Here is a 15259-nt window from a genome sequence, read left to right on the forward strand (position 1 = left end):
TTTATGGTACCAAAGTGAATCCTGAAAAAATGTGTTATTTTTACCTAAAACCAACTCAAGTGAAAAAACACATCCCCAACTTCCTTACCCTACTCAACGTTTTTTGTGGCTGTATAGCGGTCGTCTTTGCGGTAATGAACCGTATGGAGATAGCAGCCTTGTTCGTTTTTTTAGGTATATTTTTCGATTTTTTCGACGGGCTTGCGGCTCGGCTGCTTCGGGTGCAAAGCGATTTGGGTTTACAGCTGGATTCCTTGGCAGATATGATTACCAGCGGACTAGTTCCGGGGATTGTGATGTATCAATTACTGGGAATGTCTGCCTATGGGGGCTGGAACTCCGGACATGCTTTACCCACCGGATATTCCGGTGAAACTCCTATCCTATTTTTACCTTTTTTGGGTTTTATTATTACACTGGCTTCTGCCTATCGGTTGGCCAAATTTAATATTGATGAAAATCAGGCAAGCTCTTTTGTAGGCCTACCCACTCCGGCAAATGCGCTGCTTGTGCTCTCATTGCCATTGATTCTTTACTACCAAAACAACGATGCGCTTAATCGTATTATCCTAAACCCTTGGTTTTTGGTTGGACTTACTTTTTTAAGTGCCTTTTTACTGAATGCCAGGATTGCCCTTTTTGCCTTGAAATTTAAAAATTGGAGTTTTAAGGACAATACACTCCGCTACACCTTTTTAATTGTAAGTTTCGTGTTACTACTTACCCTAAAGTTCTTGGCTGTGCCAGCCATTATTGCCTTTTATGTGTTGAGTTCTGTAGTAAATGGTAGTAAAAAAGAAAAAACATAACGAACCAAAGCTACGGTAACCGCTTTATCATAAAAGTCAATTTATAGTCAAAAATAATAACGGACATTTTTATCCGTTATTTAAAAATATAGTGTACCTTTGCCTCAAATAATGGAATGGCTATGTTTTCTAAAGCATGCGAATACGGCATACGAGCTAGTATCTATATTGCACAACAGTCGCTGGCTGATGCTAAAGTGGGGCTAAAAGAAGTTGCCAAAGCGATAGATTCGCCGGAAGCCTATACGTCCAAAATATTGCAACAATTAACCCGATCCCAAATCATTAATTCGGAAAAAGGGCCTACCGGAGGATTTATGATGGATGCTTCACAATTGCGAACTACGCAACTAAGCGCCATTGTATTGGTCTTAGACGGTGATCGAATTTACAAAGGATGTGGTTTAGGTTTAAGGGCGTGTAATGCCGTACTGCCCTGCCCCATGCACAAGCAATTTGCTGCGATACGCGAAGACCTAAAAACCATGTTAGAATCGACCTCCATACAGTCTTTAGCCATGGAACTCGACGAAGGATTAACCTTCTTAAAACGTTAGAAAAAATTTACATTATTAGTGGATAAAAATATCTATTACTTATATATTATATAAACCTTTAAATTGTACACCATGAATATTCAAAAACATCAAATCATCGGAGAACTCGTTGCTCAAAATTACAAAGCAGCCTCTGTATTCAAAAAGTATGGCATCGATTTTTGCTGTAACGGCAACCGCACTATAAACGAGGCTTGTGCCAAAGAAAACATTGCCTTAACCACCGTGCTGCAAGATTTGGACATTGCGCTTCAAAAAAAAGAAGATAATGGCATCGATTACCAGTCATGGCCTTTAGATCTTTTGGCGGATTATATAGAAAAAAAACACCACAGTTACGTAGTAGAAAAAACTGCGGAAATCTTACCTTATTTAAACAAAGTCTGTAACGTACATGGGGCTCGGCATCCTGAATTACTTGAAATTAAGGCACATTTTGATGCTACCGCAGGAGAGCTTGCCATGCACATGAAAAAAGAAGAGCTGATCTTATTCCCTTATGTTAGAAAAATGGCGAAAGCGAAGAAAGAAGGTACCAAAACCGCTGCACCCCATTTTGGAAGTGTACAAAACCCTATACAAGCCATGATGCACGAGCACAGCACCGAGGGAGATCGGTTTAGAAAAATTGCAGAATTAACCCATAATTATACGCCACCACAAGATGCGTGCAGCACCTATAAGGTAACTTATGCGTTGCTCAATGAATTTGAACAAGATTTGCACCTGCATATTCATTTGGAAAATAATATTCTATTTCCAAAAGCAATTCAACTGGAAAAAGAACTTAACTAAATCCCTTTTCTGCAAAACGCAATAGTCTTTTAACAAAACAACTTGGTAGCATTAAAAGCCCACGATTAAAACCGTGGGCTTTGCGTATCGCTTCTAATAAAAAATTTCTTGAAACTGACTATCCCCGAGGCGAGCCATAGGGGTATTTCGCCAGTTTCATTTTGGCCTTTGGGCCAAAATCCGAAATTTTGTATTTTACCTCACCCGGAACTGCAAAAAGGCAGTTCCGACCTCTCCAAAGGAGAGGTAAATAGGAAACCCCCACCCAAGGGTCGGGGAATCTTTAGATTCAAAATTTTAATTTCACGAGCTAGGAAACCCCATGGAAACCGGTTTAGAACACATGTATTGCATGTAACGCTGCCCCTTTATTTTAAAATTTTGTTAATATATTTTTTTAGTTAGGATTCCTTACTATATTTGTAGTGGCAATAATGCCTTAACAAATCAAAACAAAAGTAAAATGAGCAAGTCTATTTTTTACCATGCAGGTTGTCCTGTTTGTGTTAGTGCTGAGCACGATCTCCTAAATTTAGTGAACCCCGCCAATGTAGAGGTAGTACACATAGGCGAAGACCGCGCCCGGATTGCTGAAGCTGAAAAGGCCGGTGTTAAATCTGTTCCGGCATTGGTAACACCAAATGGCAATGTGCTGCACATTAATTATGGCGCATCCATGGCCGACGTAAAGGGCTAAACAATAAAATGTGCAACAGATGGCCCTAAAAGCACCGCTTTTAAGGAATTATGTAGATTAAAAAACACTTATATGCCGCTTTTATTGATATAAAACCGTTATTCATTTTGACTTGATTTCTTCCATTTTTGCCCTACCCTAAAGGGTACATCAAAGAAATCTTCATTACTTCCTTCGGGATCGAGCTATACAATGAAGATATTAGTATTACATAAGCACTAAATAATCAAAATGCACAACGGGTTGCTATAAGTGTTTTTTATCCTTATTTTACTTCAATACAACCACAAATACCCTATAACCATGAAAGTAGCAATTTGGGATACGTATGTAACCAAAGCAGATGGCACTCTAATGCATTTTGATATTATTGTTCCGGAGCACCTCAAAAACGAAGAAATAATTTATACTTTTGGAGTCCAATATTTACGCACCAAAAACATAGAAAATAGACCACTCACTGCCCATGAGTGCCGTTTTTGTCATATTGAAACAGCTTCCGATGCTGTTTTGGAGGCTATTGAAAAACGGGGGTATTATATCCTTGAAATGCAAAATTGTAATCCGTAGTGTCAATATTTAATTTAAAAGAACAAAACAAAGAACTAGACTACAAAATTGTGGCCGGCCTGGAGCGTTTGTCGCAGGTTTTCCGTAGCCAATTATGGGAAAAAGCCAAAACGTACCAACTAAGTCCCATTCAGATTCAACTGCTCATTTTTTTACAGCATCATTCTACTACAAAGGCCACAGTGAGTTATATGGCACAAGAGTTTCATGTGACTAAACCTACCATTAGCGATGCTATTAAAATACTGGAACAAAAAAAGCTTCTTTCAAAATTTCCGGATCCGGAAGACAGTCGTAGTTATACTATGCAATTAACAACAGCAGGTAGCCATATCGTAGCCGTATCAGAAAATTACGTAGACCCCATAACACAGCTTATAGCGAAAGTGGCCGCTCATGAAAAAATGATCCTTTGGGAAACAATTTGTAGCCTTATTACGCAACTGAATGCGCAGCAGATCATAAGTGTGCAGCGCACTTGTCTGGCGTGCCAACACCATAGACTGCGACATGAAGCTCATTTTTGCTCTTTGCTTGATAAAAAACTGGAAGTGAAAGATATACGACTAGACTGCCCGGAATTTGAAAAAAGCGATACGTTTTAAAAGAAACCTATGCTCGTTTTACCGGAGATTGAGAACCCTATTCTCGCCACTCCTTTCTTTAATTTTCCCTTATAACCGTACTGGAATTGGCCTACTCTTCGAACAATAAAAAATTTCTTGAAACTGACTATCCCCGAGGCAAGTCATAGGGGTATTTCGCTAGTTTCATTTTGGCCTTTGGGCCAAAAACCAAAATTTTGTATTTCACCTCACCCGGAACTGCAAAAAGACAGTTCCGATCGCTCCAAAGGAGCGATAAATAGGAAACCCCGACCCAAGGGTCGGGGAATCTTTAGATTGAACTTCTTTGAAACTGAACACCGTTCTTTAAAGATTGATAGCGATAATCGCAATGCTCTTATGCCAATTTAGCCCTGTTATTTTTAGTCGTAAAAGACAATTCCTTTTTTACCAACGCATTTTTAAATTTATACAAGCGAGCCATGCCGTTATCGTTCTTTAAAACCGCCTCATCAAGGTTGATTACAATTCCCTTTGTTTGGGTAGCAACTTTAATTTCTTTTTTGTCGTCTTGGGCTTGGGCAACACTTCCGATAAAAAAGATAAAAATTAAGGTAAGAAATGCGTTCATGGCTTGGGGTTTTCTTCTGTAAATTTAACGGCCCATAGCCTATGGCGCTGCTCATAAATCGTTCAAAACACCCTATTTTTCGGTGATACGAATTAAGTCGGTTAAAGTGTAAAAAATAATCGATCAAAGAAAATCTGTACCATATCCGTATATCGGTAGAAGCGGCTTTTCGTCGAACAAAAAGAACTATAAGTGCAGTAGCAAAAGAGGATTCGGACAGTTTATGCTGTAATATTCTTTATCCTTTGTAGTGCAAACCCCCGGATAATTATCAAAGTAACTACCCAAATTAAGGATTAGTTGAAAGTGAAGATGCGGTGCATAATTCCCATTACTATCCGGCGTGCCCAATGTACCAAGAACTTCCCCGGCTTGGAATGATTTACCCTCATAAAGACCTTCTAAACTAGCCAAGGACAAATGTCCAAACAAGGAATAAAAGCGCACACCTGCCAACTCATGCTGCAAGATAAGCGTGGGTCCATAATCGCCTTTAGCACTGTTATTGCAAAAACTGTGCAGTACACCATTTAAGGGCATTAAAACTTCCGTACCCGCCTTTGCCCAAAAATCGACCCCTAAATGAACATTTCGGAGCGCCTCGTTTTCCGAATTAAAATTAGGGTTGTTTAGGTATAGGTTTCGTTGTTCCAAATAGCCACCATAGGCCACTTGAGCCGATTTTGCAGCTAAAACCGAATCAATGTACGTTTGGCAATTTTCGACCTTAGTAATATCCAACGTCTTTAACTCCGTATTCTGAGCAGAAAGATCAATAGGCGTATACGCATTACGGGGAATACGGGCATCTAAAATTGGGATAAACTTCATAGAAACACCTTCTAATAGCGCCGCTAACGTTGTCATAAAAAAGGGCTATTTATTTTTGAAGCAACTCTTTTAACTCATCTATCTTTCGACCTAAATCTAAAATGGCATTGGCATAGCGTGTATCCCATTCTTTTAGGCGATCTGATGCAGACAAGGCAATTTCATATTCCAATCCGGGTAACATCCATGAAGCATATCCACTAAACGGATCTGAAGCTGCATATAATGACCGATACCATTTTCCAAAATACATCCCTTTCTCGTCTATAAAACTTTTTTCTAAAGCTAAAAGCCGTGCATTAATTTCCTTAAGTCGTTTCTTAGATAATTTATTTTGTAAGGATGCTTCCAGTGCATCTTGCAGCTGCTTTGCCTGCTCCGTTAGCTGGGTAATAGCCTGTTTGGATGCGGAAAACCCGCCAAAGTTGGCATCGTAGGCCTGTACCTTTTTTTCGACATTTTCAAAATGCAGTTTTAGGTCGGTAGCATAGCGAGGCACATCATAGGGAATAATGTCTGCATTTGCCAGCCTCAAGGTCATGATGCCTACCAGCTGCGCTACAGCCGGGCCAAAAGTAAAACTTGGATCTACAAAGCGCTCGTAATACGCAAAGCTATCATAATTGGAATGGTATAAAGAAGGGCCGCTTGTTCCTGCATTTAGCGAGGGCACCCCTACATGCATGTAAAATGCGATATGATCCGATCCGCCACCCAAATTTCCAATTTTAGGCTCTTTGTGTTCTTCTCCTTTCCAGACCTCAAAAACCGATTTTTCCGAGTTCGGATAGGGCACTTCTTTGGCCGCTTCCATAATAAGATTTTTAAGTGTGGGAGAGGATGCAGCACCAAAGGTGGTACCGGCAACACCCCCATCAAAATTTAAATATGCCACCGCTTTGGCGTTGAGCTCGTCGCGCATTTGCTCTACCCATTCAGCAGAACCAATAACACCGTGCTCTTCGGCATCCCAATGCGCAATAAGGATGGATCGTTTTGGTTTATGACCGTCCTTAGCCAGTTTACCCAAGGTTTCGCTTAAACTCAGCAACATTGCTGTACCACTATTTGGATCTGTAGCGCCAAAGCCCCAAGCATCGTAATGACAGCCCAGGATGATCCACTCATCCGGAAAATCGCTTCCTTTTAGAGTACCTACCACATTGTTTACCCGCACAAAATCGCGCTTCTGATCTACCATCAGCCTAACTTTCAAGGCATTACCACCATCCAATCGATACGTAAAAGGCAAGCCGCCTTGCCAATCCGAAGGTACCGCCGCACCCTTCATTTGTGCGAAAATTTCTTGAGCAGCGCCATAGGAAATTGGGGTCACGGGAATGGTATGCATTTTTGTATCCTTAGGATCTAAGCGTTTTATGTTCACTTTTCCGTCTAAGGGCAAGGCCGGTTCAAAAGGCGTAAGTGGATCGCCCGTAAAATCTTCTGTTAATACAGAGCCCCGTTGAATGGTAGTTTCGCTAAAATAAGCACCTTCCGGATACACCAACCCTTTGGCATAACCGCTGTCTTTTGGATCGGTGTAAATAATAAGTCCGACCGCTCCATATTCCTCCGCAAATTTGGCCTTATGCCCTCTGAAATTTCCACCATAACGGGCAATAACAATATTACCCGCTACTCGTATGCCTAACTTTTTTAACTTTTCAAAATCTTCCTTTCGACCGTAATTGGCATAAACGACTTGGGCCGTAACATCGCCACTTCCCGAATACGCATTCCATCCTTTCCAAAGTGTGGGATCGGAAGAAAACGGATCTTCTTCTAATACAGCTTCCTGCTGGTTTAAGGTCTTCGAAATGGGCGATACTATTTCAATAGCCGAAGTACCCGGTTCTTTAGACATATAAACGTCATAAGGATATAATTCAACCTCCCATCCGGCACGTGCCATTGTGTGCGCCATATAATCGCGAACCGCTTCATTAGCCTTACTCCCGGCGACATGCGGTTTTTCGGTAAGCTTTATTAAATGATTTTTAAATGCATTCGGATAAACAGTTTCCATAAAAAGGGTTTCTAGTACTTTCTCTTTGTCATAAGAAGCCGAAGAAAATCCATCCAATTGTTGTGCATAGGTAAATAAGGTGCTTGCCAACGCAATGCTTAGAACTACTTTTTTCATGAAAGATGCTTTTAATGTTCGTTACGGTAGAAAAGTGAACCATACAAATAGTTCAACCTTGCTCAAATATACCATATCCAAACTTAGTGTAAAACTTTTTTCAACGCACTTCACCAAGAATTTGTATATTGATTAAAATAATTGCTAAAAAATCTGAAAAATGAAAATTATATGGTTGATGGCACTGTCCATCGCAGTATTGATTGGCCATAGTTGTAAGCCCACCCACAAAGAACAGCTAGAACATACCGGTATGGCAGAAAATGCAAGTGAAGCAACCGTAACCCTGGTGCCGCAAGATTTAAGTAATTTTGAAACTGCATACTTTGCCAGTGGCTGTTTTTGGTGTGTTGAAGCTATTTTTGAAAGTGTAAAAGGCGTAAAAGAAGTAATTTCGGGCTATTCCGGAGGCAAGGAAAAAAACCCAACCTACGAGGATGTGGCTTATGGCAAAACAAGCCATGCGGAAGCCGTAGCGGTGTATTACGACCCCAAGGAAGTCTCCTTTCTTACATTGGTTCAAGTATTTTTTGGTTCGCATGACCCTACCAGTCTTAATCGCCAAGGCCCGGATCGCGGCACGCAGTACCGCTCTATCGCATTTTATAAAAATGCGCAAGAAAAACAAATTATTAATACCTATCTAAAAGCTTTGGAGGATCAAAATGTATATCCTAAACCTATTGTTACAGAGGTTACGGCATTCGAAATCTTTTATCCGGCAGAAGACTACCATCAAGATTTTGAAAAAAACAATCCGAACCACTCTTACATTCAAAATATATCGGTACCGCGCTTTAACCGATTTAAAGCCAATTTTTCAGGATATTTAAAAGAGGATGTGCATTGAAAAAATGTAGCTAATTTTGCGAATAGACAGGTAAAGACTTAGGAGCCTATAAACACTAGGTTATTGAATTGGACTCACGAAGGCAAACAAACGAAGTTTAGTTCTGAAACAATATTTGGAATTATATAAGCATACCCATACTCCTGCTTGTTCCTAAATTCTCTTGAGTCACTTGCGCAAATTTGCCCTTTGTGCGCGAAATAAATACCGACATTTTTTGAAATCGAGCAATAAAAAATTTCTTGAAACTGACTACCCCCGAAGCAAGCCATAGGGGTATTTCGCCAGTTTCATTTTGGCCTTTGGACCAAAAACCGAAATTTTGTATTTTACCTCACCCGGAACTGCAAAAAGGCAGTTCCGACCTCTCCAAAGGAGAGGTAAATATGAAACCTCGACCCAAGGGTCGCGGAATCTTTAGATTGAATACAGCTTTAAAAACAAGAGGCACTTGCAACTAAAATATTCCAAGATAAACCTTGGGCAATCCCAGTAATATTAAAATGGATTCACTAATTTAGTTTTCCCTATTCCTAAATTAGTTAAAATGAAAATTGTTAAATGGATCATTATAATTGCAAGCATAATAGCACTACTGTTTTACTTTGTGGCGTTGCCCATTATGCGAGAACAGACAAAAAAACACAGTCCTCAAAGAACCGCATCGTATACTAAAAATGGTTTAGAAATTGTCGTAAATTACAGTAGCCCATTTAAAAAAGGGCGGATTATTTTTGGGGAGTTAGTGCCCTACAACGAGGTTTGGCGAACGGGAGCCAATGAGCCCACGGTGTTTAATACAAAAACAGATCTAAACATTCAAGGTGAAAAGCTCGCAGCAGGCACCTATTCTGTATGGACTATTCCGGGTGAAAGTCAATGGCAATTTATTTTAAATAAAGAAGTCCCCGATTGGGGTGTTGCCATGAATACCGGAAAATCGAGCCGGAATGAAAAATATGATGCCTTAACCGTAGCAGTACCCACCGAAAAATTAGATCCTTCTGTTGAAAATTTCACCATTGCCTTTGAAAATGAGGGTCAACTCTACCTCATCTTTGCGTGGGATACCATTAAAATAAGCGTTCCTATTAATCCATAAGTTTGGCAATCAAAAAAAATATTAATCCGGACCGAATTACCAAAATAAAATCGCTAAGAAAGCATTCCCCTGCGGTGTCCATGCTTCTTAAAGAGCTGCTAAACGGTAATGAAACGGCTCTATCAAAAGCCATTACCGTATTGGAAAGCACCAGAAAGGTGGACATCCCAAAGGCAGAAAAAATTATTGAACGTTGTCTGTCTCAAAAAAAAGATTCCATTCGTATTGGCATTACGGGGCCGCCGGGTGTGGGTAAAAGCACCTTTATAGAATCTTTTGGAAAACACTTGTTGACATTAGGTAAAAAAGTAGCTGTACTAGCCATAGATCCAAGTAGTAGTATTTCTAAAGGAAGTATTTTGGGCGATAAAACCAGAATGCAAGAATTGGTAAAGCATCCCAATGTGTTTGTAAGACCTTCGCCTTCCGGCGACACCTTGGGTGGAGTGGCTCGAAAAACGAGGGAAACGATTATGCTTTGCGAAGCTGCCGGCTATGATATAATTTTAATTGAAACTGTAGGCGTAGGTCAGAATGAAATTGCAGCGAATAGTATGGTCGATTTCTTTTTGGTATTACAGTTGCCCGGTGCCGGCGATGAACTGCAAGGAATAAAACGCGGTATGATGGAAATGGCCGACGCGATCGCCATTAACAAGGCCGATGGGGAGGCTAAAAAAATGGCGACAATAGCTCAACGAGCGTTTAGCAGAGCCCTGCATTTATTCCCGCCTAAAGAAAATGGTTGGGTGCCTAAGGTTGTATTGTGCTCAGCTCAAGAAAATGAAGGAATAGCCGCAATTTGGGATATGATCAAAAATTTTGAGACGCTGACCAAAACCAACGGCCATTTTGAAATACAAAGAAAATCGCAAAACAAATTTTGGCTATTGCAAACCATAGATACTGAAATTAAAAATAAATTTTACCAGAACACGCATGTACAAACTCATTTAGACACCGTGGTGAATGCGGTAATGAATAATGAAATTTCTCCTTTTGCAGCCGCAAAAAAGCTTTTAGATTTGGCATCAAAATGAATATAGCCAAGGCTGTAGAAAGAACAAAAACCTAGATAAAGTTCGTTATCTTTGCCTTGAAAAAGCCCTCAATGCAACAAAGTATTGGCCCACAAAAACCATCAGAAAACAGCAGGCTGTTTATAGTAACTAACTTTTACAAATGAATTACGAATTTACCATCATCGTTCCCGTATACAACGAAGAGGACAATTTGGAGCGGGTTGAAAGGGAACTTAAAAGCTACCTTACAGTGGCCACCAAAAAAACAAAGATCCTCTTTATCAATGATGGTTCCAAAGATCAGAGTCAGGCTTTAATTGAAACCATTTGCAAACGAAGTCAAGGTTTTCATTTTGTTCAATTCGCCAAAAACTGTGGCCTTAGTGCCGCTATAAAAGCTGGTTTTGACCATGTAGACACGCCTTTATTGGGTTATATTGATTCGGATTTGCAAACAACACCGGAAGATTTTAATCTACTTTTAAAGCACATAGGCCCGTATGATTTGGTTACAGGGCACCGAGCAGATCGTAAAGATTCGTTTGTTAAAAATCTGTCGTCGCGTATTGCAAACGGAATACGACGCGCCTTTACCCATGACGGTATGGACGACACCGGTTGCCCTCTGAAAGTGATAAAAACAGACTATGCAAAACGCATTCCAATGTTTCGCGGCTTGCATCGGTTTTTACCCGCCATGATATTGCTGCAACAAGGAAAAATAATTCAAATCCCAATTCGGCATTTTCCGAGAATGGCAGGCACGGCCAATTTTGGGGTTTGGAATCGGTTACTTGGTCCTTTAATGGATTGTTTTGCTTATTTGTGGATGAAACGGAAATACATTAATTACCAAGTAGAAAAAATTGGCTAAATGGCAGAATGGCTTATTTACGCAATCGGATTTTTAGCGCAACTCCTGTTTTCTAGTCGAATGCTGGTACAATGGGTAATTTCGGAAAAAAAGAAAAAGGTGCTTACCCCTCGGCTTTTTTGGCAACTAAGCCTACTAGCCTCCTTCCTACTCTTTGTGTACGGTTGGCTGCGCAATGATTTTGCCATTATGCTTGGGCAAGCCATTACCTATTTTATCTATATCCGAAATATTCAACTGCAAAACGAATGGACCAAATTACCCTTATTTTTTCGAATATTTTTGTTGATTTTCCCCGTATTGATTCTACTCTACGGCTACAACAACAATACGTATGATATCCGTAATTTTTTTAATAATGACCATATACCGCTTTGGCTGCTGCTACTGGGCAGTGTTGCCCAAATTATTTTCACATTTCGATTTGTGTACCAATGGCTCTATTCCGAAAAAAAGAAATCTTCTAGCCTTCCCTTCGGATTTTGGTTTTTAAGCCTTTTGGGGGCTTCATTAATTCTTACGTATGCCATTTTTAGAAAAGATCCCGTACTTTTTGCCGGACATACGCTAGGATTAATTGTATATATCCGTAACTTATTTATACTTAAAAACGAAGCCCATGAAGTGGTTGGAAAATAATCCGATATGGGTCATTTTATTTGCGGTTCTAACCGTTTATGTGATTCATTTGGATCTAATTCCGGTGAGTATCATGGAAGCCCGAAATTTTATCACAGCGCGCGAAATGGTTACCGACGGAAATTGGCTTCTAACCACTATGAACCAATTGCCTCGGTACGAAAAACCGCCATTACCCAGCTGGATTACTGCCTTTTTTGGCGGTATTTTTGGAATAAATCATTTGGCAGTCCTACGCCTGCCTACAATGTTAATGGCCTTTGTTTTAGGTTTCGGTGCGTATAGACTTTCCTTAGAAATGCTTCAAAATAGAAGGCACGCTTTACTAAACGCCCTCATTGTACTCAGCTCCTTTTACGTCATTGTAATTACCATAGAAGCACCATGGGATATCTACACGCACGCCTTTATGCTGATGGGTATTTATTTCCTCTATCGGTTTTTAACCTCCCCTAAGGGTATATGGTCATATGCGTTAGGAGCCGGACTTTGCGTTGGCCTGTCGTTTATGAGCAAAGGGCCAATATCGCTGTATGCCTTGCTGTTGCCTTTTCTTTTTTCCTTTGGAATAGTTTATGGCTATAAAGGCCGGGTGGTGCAACAAAAACGACTTCCTTTGGTCTGTATGCTTCTTTTGGCCACCATCACAAGTATGTGGTGGTTTCTTTATGTGCGTATGGCCGATCCGCAGGCGTTTATTGCCATTACTGAAAAAGAAACCGCAAATTGGAGTAGCTATAATGTACGGCCATTTTATTATTATTGGTCTTTTATAGTACAAAGCGGAATTTGGACGATTCCCGCCCTGATGGGGTTGATGTATCCCTACCTTAAAACCAGAGTGCGTCATCCAAAAGAATATCTATTTACCCTATTATGGACGGTATTTTCTCTGGTGCTTCTTTCTGTAATCCCGGAAAAAAAAACGCGGTATTTAGTGCCGGTATTGATTCCTTTGGCCTTGAACACAGGTTTTTACGTTGCTTTTGTAATTCAAAATTTTAATAAGGATATGGCTGCCAAAGAACGGGTGCCGGTGTACCTACATTTTATCCTTTGGAGCACGGTCTGTTTAGCCTTCCCTCTAGTGGCGTACTTGGTTCTCAAAAATGGATTAGATGGCTATTGGGGCTATTATGTGTTGGCCTCAATTTCGCTATGTATCTTAGGAATTGTAATGCTAATACACGTAAGGAAAAAGCAACTTTTTAAAGCCTTTTTGCTCACCATCGGATTAGTTGCCTTGCTTAAACTAACTGCATTACCTTTAATTGGTGCACTAGAAAAAAATACAGATTATCAAAATATCTCAGAACTTGCTGCATCAGACTTTGCCAAACAAACAGCGATTTACGCCTTTGGAGAAATAGCCCCGGAAATGATTTGGAACTACGGTACTTGGCTTCCTGTTTTAAAAGGAGTTGAAGAAATTACAATACCGGAGGGCGATGTATTTGGCATTTTGGTTGTTCCATCAGAAGAAAATGAATTTAAGCGTATCTTTGATCCTGAATATACGTACCACTTAAAAACGGTTTACGACCTAAATTATAATACCCATCCGGGTACTAAAGGACATAAAAACCGTCTGGTAAGCTATTTGTACACTGTTAAAAAAAGATAATGGGTAAGGTTACAACTTTAGAAAAAATAGGGTATTGCCTTTTGGCTGTTGTGATTATTTTAGGCAGTTATCTGGGTTTTACGGACGAAACTTTCTTTAACACTCAATTTGCGCAAGAAGATGGCCCTATAGAATGGGGTACCGCAATCCTGTTATTTGCAATTAGCATGTTGTCACTGTATCGACTTACCACCCTGAATACGTTTAAAAAATGGCTTTGGAAATTGGGTACTCTTGTGTTTGTGGTACTTTTCTTTTTTGCCGCAGGGGAAGAAATTTCTTGGGGACAACGCATTTTTGGGGTAGCATCTAGCGATTTCTTTTTAGAAAACAACGCGCAGGGCGAAACCAATTTGCACAATCTTGTGGTGGGAGATAAAAAACTGAATAAAATTATTTTCAGTCAATTGCTAACGGTGGTGATGGTTATTTACCTTGTTATAACCCCTATACTTTATCGAAAATGGTCTTGGTGCAATAACATGGCCAACCGTTTTGCAGTACCCATCGTACAATGGCATCATACCATTGCTTTTTTTGTAACCACCCTATTGGTAGCCCTTAATCCGGCAGATCGAAAGTGGGAGGTCTATGAAATGGCCTTTGGGTTACTATTTTTTATCATTTTTCTTAATCCCTTAAATGCGGAAACGTTTAAAAAAAAGAAGCCTAATACCGTCTAGTTCTTTGGTGCTACGGCTTTAGTATCCTCGATAAACTTTAGGAATAATCGCGCAAAAATCCAACCCAGTAGCGCACCTACTCCAATTCCGGAAAGCATATCTAACGGAAAATGTACCCCTATATAAATGCGACTGTAGGCCACCAAGAACGCCCATAAAAGGATGAAAGCACGAAAATAGCGAACGTCTTTCCCCAAAATGTGTACAAAGAAAACAGCTACCGCTGTGGCGTTGGCGGCATGAGCCGAAAAATATCCATAGCGACCGCCACAAGAAGCCTTCACCAAGCGCATGAGACCGTTAAGAGAAGCATCATAACAGGGGCGCAAGCGATGCGTTCCCAATTTTACAAAACTCGAAAATTGGTCGGTAACCAAAATAAGTAGTGTCACCGCCACCAATAGTACCAAAAACCTTTTAAGACCTAAACTTCGATAAGACAACCAAGCCAATAGCACATACACAGGTAGCGAGCCCCAAGTCTTGGTAATCCATAACCAAAAACCATCCCAGGTACTACTTCCCAAATTATTGAGAAACAGGAACAATTCCTTATCTAAATGAAGTAACTCGTTTAGCATGCTTATTCCTCGTATCTAGATACTTCTCGGTCGTAAAATGCCGTAGCCTGTACAATGAGACTTTCTGCTTCTGATGCCAATTCACTTTCATCATCTGGCGAAAAATCTTCAAGCCACTCCACTTCATCATCTTCTAAATTAATAATAAAACGCGGATACTCGGTATGTATCACAAAAATGGCCGTAGGGTAATCGGTATTGTCTCCGAGTATAAATTTTGGTAATTCCATACTTTCTATTTTCTACCTTTTTATAATGATCTTCTTTTTAGTGAGCCGATTT

General features: G+C 40.2%; 18 protein-coding genes. 13 read left to right on the forward strand and 5 right to left on the reverse strand.

Annotation, left to right across the window (positions count from 1 at the left end):
* Nucleotides 1-59: 59 nt before the first annotated feature.
* The 6 genes from U1E44_RS02865 (at nt 60) to U1E44_RS02890 (ending at nt 4033) form a co-directional block, all read left to right on the forward strand.
* Nucleotides 60-809 (forward strand): CDP-alcohol phosphatidyltransferase family protein, encoded by a 750-nt coding sequence (locus U1E44_RS02865; protein WP_322929522.1) that lies wholly within the window; start codon nt 60-62, stop codon nt 807-809.
* A gap of 122 nt (nt 810-931) precedes the next feature.
* Entirely contained in the window at nt 932-1366 is a 435-nt protein-coding gene (locus tag U1E44_RS02870) for an RrF2 family transcriptional regulator (protein ID WP_322929523.1), read from the forward strand.
* 72 nt (nt 1367-1438) lie between these two features.
* Nucleotides 1439-2161, forward strand: a complete 723-nt coding sequence (ric, locus tag U1E44_RS02875) for an iron-sulfur cluster repair di-iron protein (RefSeq protein WP_322929525.1) — start codon at nt 1439-1441, stop codon at nt 2159-2161.
* A gap of 463 nt (nt 2162-2624) precedes the next feature.
* Complete coding sequence (locus U1E44_RS02880; RefSeq protein WP_322929527.1) at nt 2625-2858, forward strand: hypothetical protein; 234 nt, start codon at nt 2625-2627, stop codon at nt 2856-2858.
* A 303-nt stretch (nt 2859-3161) separates the two neighbouring features.
* Nucleotides 3162-3428, forward strand: coding sequence for a DUF2024 family protein (locus tag U1E44_RS02885; RefSeq protein WP_322929528.1), 267 nt, complete (start codon nt 3162-3164; stop codon nt 3426-3428).
* Complete coding sequence (locus U1E44_RS02890) at nt 3428-4033, forward strand: MarR family winged helix-turn-helix transcriptional regulator (protein WP_322929530.1); 606 nt, start codon at nt 3428-3430, stop codon at nt 4031-4033. The genes U1E44_RS02885 and U1E44_RS02890 overlap by 1 nt, the downstream gene beginning before the upstream one ends.
* Before the next feature lie 358 nt (nt 4034-4391).
* On the opposite strand, the gene U1E44_RS02895 is transcribed toward U1E44_RS02890, so the two are convergent.
* From U1E44_RS02895 to U1E44_RS02905, 3 genes are all read right to left on the reverse strand, one after another.
* The gene (locus U1E44_RS02895; RefSeq protein WP_322929531.1) at nt 4392-4625 is read right to left on the reverse strand and encodes a hypothetical protein; all 234 of its coding nucleotides are present in this window, start codon (nt 4623-4625) and stop codon (nt 4392-4394) included.
* A 186-nt stretch (nt 4626-4811) separates the two neighbouring features.
* A complete protein-coding gene (locus U1E44_RS02900) occupies nt 4812-5492 on the reverse strand; it encodes a peptidoglycan DD-metalloendopeptidase family protein (protein WP_322929533.1) in 681 nt (226 codons plus the stop codon).
* Nucleotides 5493-5505: 13 nt separating this feature from the next.
* On the reverse strand, nt 5506-7602 hold the full coding sequence (locus U1E44_RS02905; protein ID WP_322929534.1) for a M28 family metallopeptidase: 2097 nt from the start codon (nt 7600-7602) through the stop codon (nt 5506-5508).
* Between the two features lie 160 nt (nt 7603-7762).
* On the opposite strand from U1E44_RS02905, the gene msrA reads away from it, so the two are divergent.
* From msrA to U1E44_RS02940, 7 genes are all read left to right on the forward strand, one after another.
* The gene (msrA, locus tag U1E44_RS02910; protein ID WP_322929536.1) at nt 7763-8452 is read left to right on the forward strand and encodes a peptide-methionine (S)-S-oxide reductase MsrA; all 690 of its coding nucleotides are present in this window, start codon (nt 7763-7765) and stop codon (nt 8450-8452) included.
* 547 nt (nt 8453-8999) lie between these two features.
* Nucleotides 9000-9554, forward strand: a complete 555-nt coding sequence (locus U1E44_RS02915) for a DUF2911 domain-containing protein (RefSeq protein WP_322929538.1) — start codon at nt 9000-9002, stop codon at nt 9552-9554.
* A gap of 2 nt (nt 9555-9556) precedes the next feature.
* Nucleotides 9557-10594 carry a methylmalonyl Co-A mutase-associated GTPase MeaB gene (gene meaB / locus U1E44_RS02920; RefSeq protein ID WP_322929540.1) on the forward strand — a complete coding sequence of 346 codons (1038 nt, stop codon included), beginning with the start codon at nt 9557-9559 and terminating at the stop codon, nt 10592-10594.
* Nucleotides 10595-10736: 142 nt separating this feature from the next.
* Entirely contained in the window at nt 10737-11450 is a 714-nt protein-coding gene (locus tag U1E44_RS02925; RefSeq protein WP_322929542.1) for a glycosyltransferase, read from the forward strand.
* Entirely contained in the window at nt 11451-12089 is a 639-nt protein-coding gene (locus U1E44_RS02930) for a lipid-A-disaccharide synthase N-terminal domain-containing protein (protein WP_322929544.1), read from the forward strand.
* Nucleotides 12070-13713, forward strand: a complete 1644-nt coding sequence (locus tag U1E44_RS02935; protein WP_322929546.1) for an ArnT family glycosyltransferase — start codon at nt 12070-12072, stop codon at nt 13711-13713. Before U1E44_RS02930 ends, U1E44_RS02935 begins: the two co-directional genes overlap by 20 nt.
* Nucleotides 13713-14396: a hypothetical protein gene (locus U1E44_RS02940; RefSeq protein ID WP_322929548.1), complete on the forward strand. Its 684-nt coding sequence runs from the start codon at nt 13713-13715 to the stop codon at nt 14394-14396. Before U1E44_RS02935 ends, U1E44_RS02940 begins: the two co-directional genes overlap by 1 nt.
* Here the strand turns inward: U1E44_RS02940 and U1E44_RS02945 are convergent.
* Both U1E44_RS02945 and U1E44_RS02950 read right to left on the reverse strand, forming a co-directional pair.
* Nucleotides 14393-14977, reverse strand: a complete 585-nt coding sequence (locus U1E44_RS02945) for a phosphatase PAP2 family protein (protein WP_322929550.1) — start codon at nt 14975-14977, stop codon at nt 14393-14395. The genes U1E44_RS02940 and U1E44_RS02945 overlap by 4 nt on opposite strands.
* A 2-nt stretch (nt 14978-14979) precedes the next feature.
* On the reverse strand, nt 14980-15207 hold the full coding sequence (locus U1E44_RS02950; RefSeq protein WP_322929552.1) for a hypothetical protein: 228 nt from the start codon (nt 15205-15207) through the stop codon (nt 14980-14982).
* Nucleotides 15208-15259 lie beyond the last annotated feature (52 nt).

The sequence above is a fragment of the Aurantibrevibacter litoralis genome, assembly GCF_034651555.1.
GTDB lineage: Bacteria > Bacteroidota > Bacteroidia > Flavobacteriales > Flavobacteriaceae > Aurantibrevibacter > Aurantibrevibacter litoralis.

Coding starts and splice junctions, on each gene's coding strand:
- U1E44_RS02950 (WP_322929552.1), bottom strand. CDS start 15,207: ATGGAATTACCAAAATTTATACTCGGAGACAATACCGATTACCCTACG.
- msrA (WP_322929536.1), top strand. CDS start 7,763: ATGAAAATTATATGGTTGATGGCACTGTCCATCGCAGTATTGATTGGC.
- U1E44_RS02885 (WP_322929528.1), top strand. CDS start 3,162: ATGAAAGTAGCAATTTGGGATACGTATGTAACCAAAGCAGATGGCACT.
- U1E44_RS02905 (WP_322929534.1), bottom strand. CDS start 7,602: ATGAAAAAAGTAGTTCTAAGCATTGCGTTGGCAAGCACCTTATTTACC.
- U1E44_RS02925 (WP_322929542.1), top strand. CDS start 10,737: ATGAATTACGAATTTACCATCATCGTTCCCGTATACAACGAAGAGGAC.
- U1E44_RS02935 (WP_322929546.1), top strand. CDS start 12,070: ATGAAGTGGTTGGAAAATAATCCGATATGGGTCATTTTATTTGCGGTT.
- U1E44_RS02880 (WP_322929527.1), top strand. CDS start 2,625: ATGAGCAAGTCTATTTTTTACCATGCAGGTTGTCCTGTTTGTGTTAGT.
- ric (WP_322929525.1), top strand. CDS start 1,439: ATGAATATTCAAAAACATCAAATCATCGGAGAACTCGTTGCTCAAAAT.
- U1E44_RS02900 (WP_322929533.1), bottom strand. CDS start 5,492: ATGACAACGTTAGCGGCGCTATTAGAAGGTGTTTCTATGAAGTTTATC.
- U1E44_RS02940 (WP_322929548.1), top strand. CDS start 13,713: ATGGGTAAGGTTACAACTTTAGAAAAAATAGGGTATTGCCTTTTGGCT.
- U1E44_RS02915 (WP_322929538.1), top strand. CDS start 9,000: ATGAAAATTGTTAAATGGATCATTATAATTGCAAGCATAATAGCACTA.
- U1E44_RS02895 (WP_322929531.1), bottom strand. CDS start 4,625: ATGAACGCATTTCTTACCTTAATTTTTATCTTTTTTATCGGAAGTGTT.
- U1E44_RS02945 (WP_322929550.1), bottom strand. CDS start 14,977: ATGCTAAACGAGTTACTTCATTTAGATAAGGAATTGTTCCTGTTTCTC.
- U1E44_RS02930 (WP_322929544.1), top strand. CDS start 11,451: ATGGCAGAATGGCTTATTTACGCAATCGGATTTTTAGCGCAACTCCTG.
- U1E44_RS02870 (WP_322929523.1), top strand. CDS start 932: ATGTTTTCTAAAGCATGCGAATACGGCATACGAGCTAGTATCTATATT.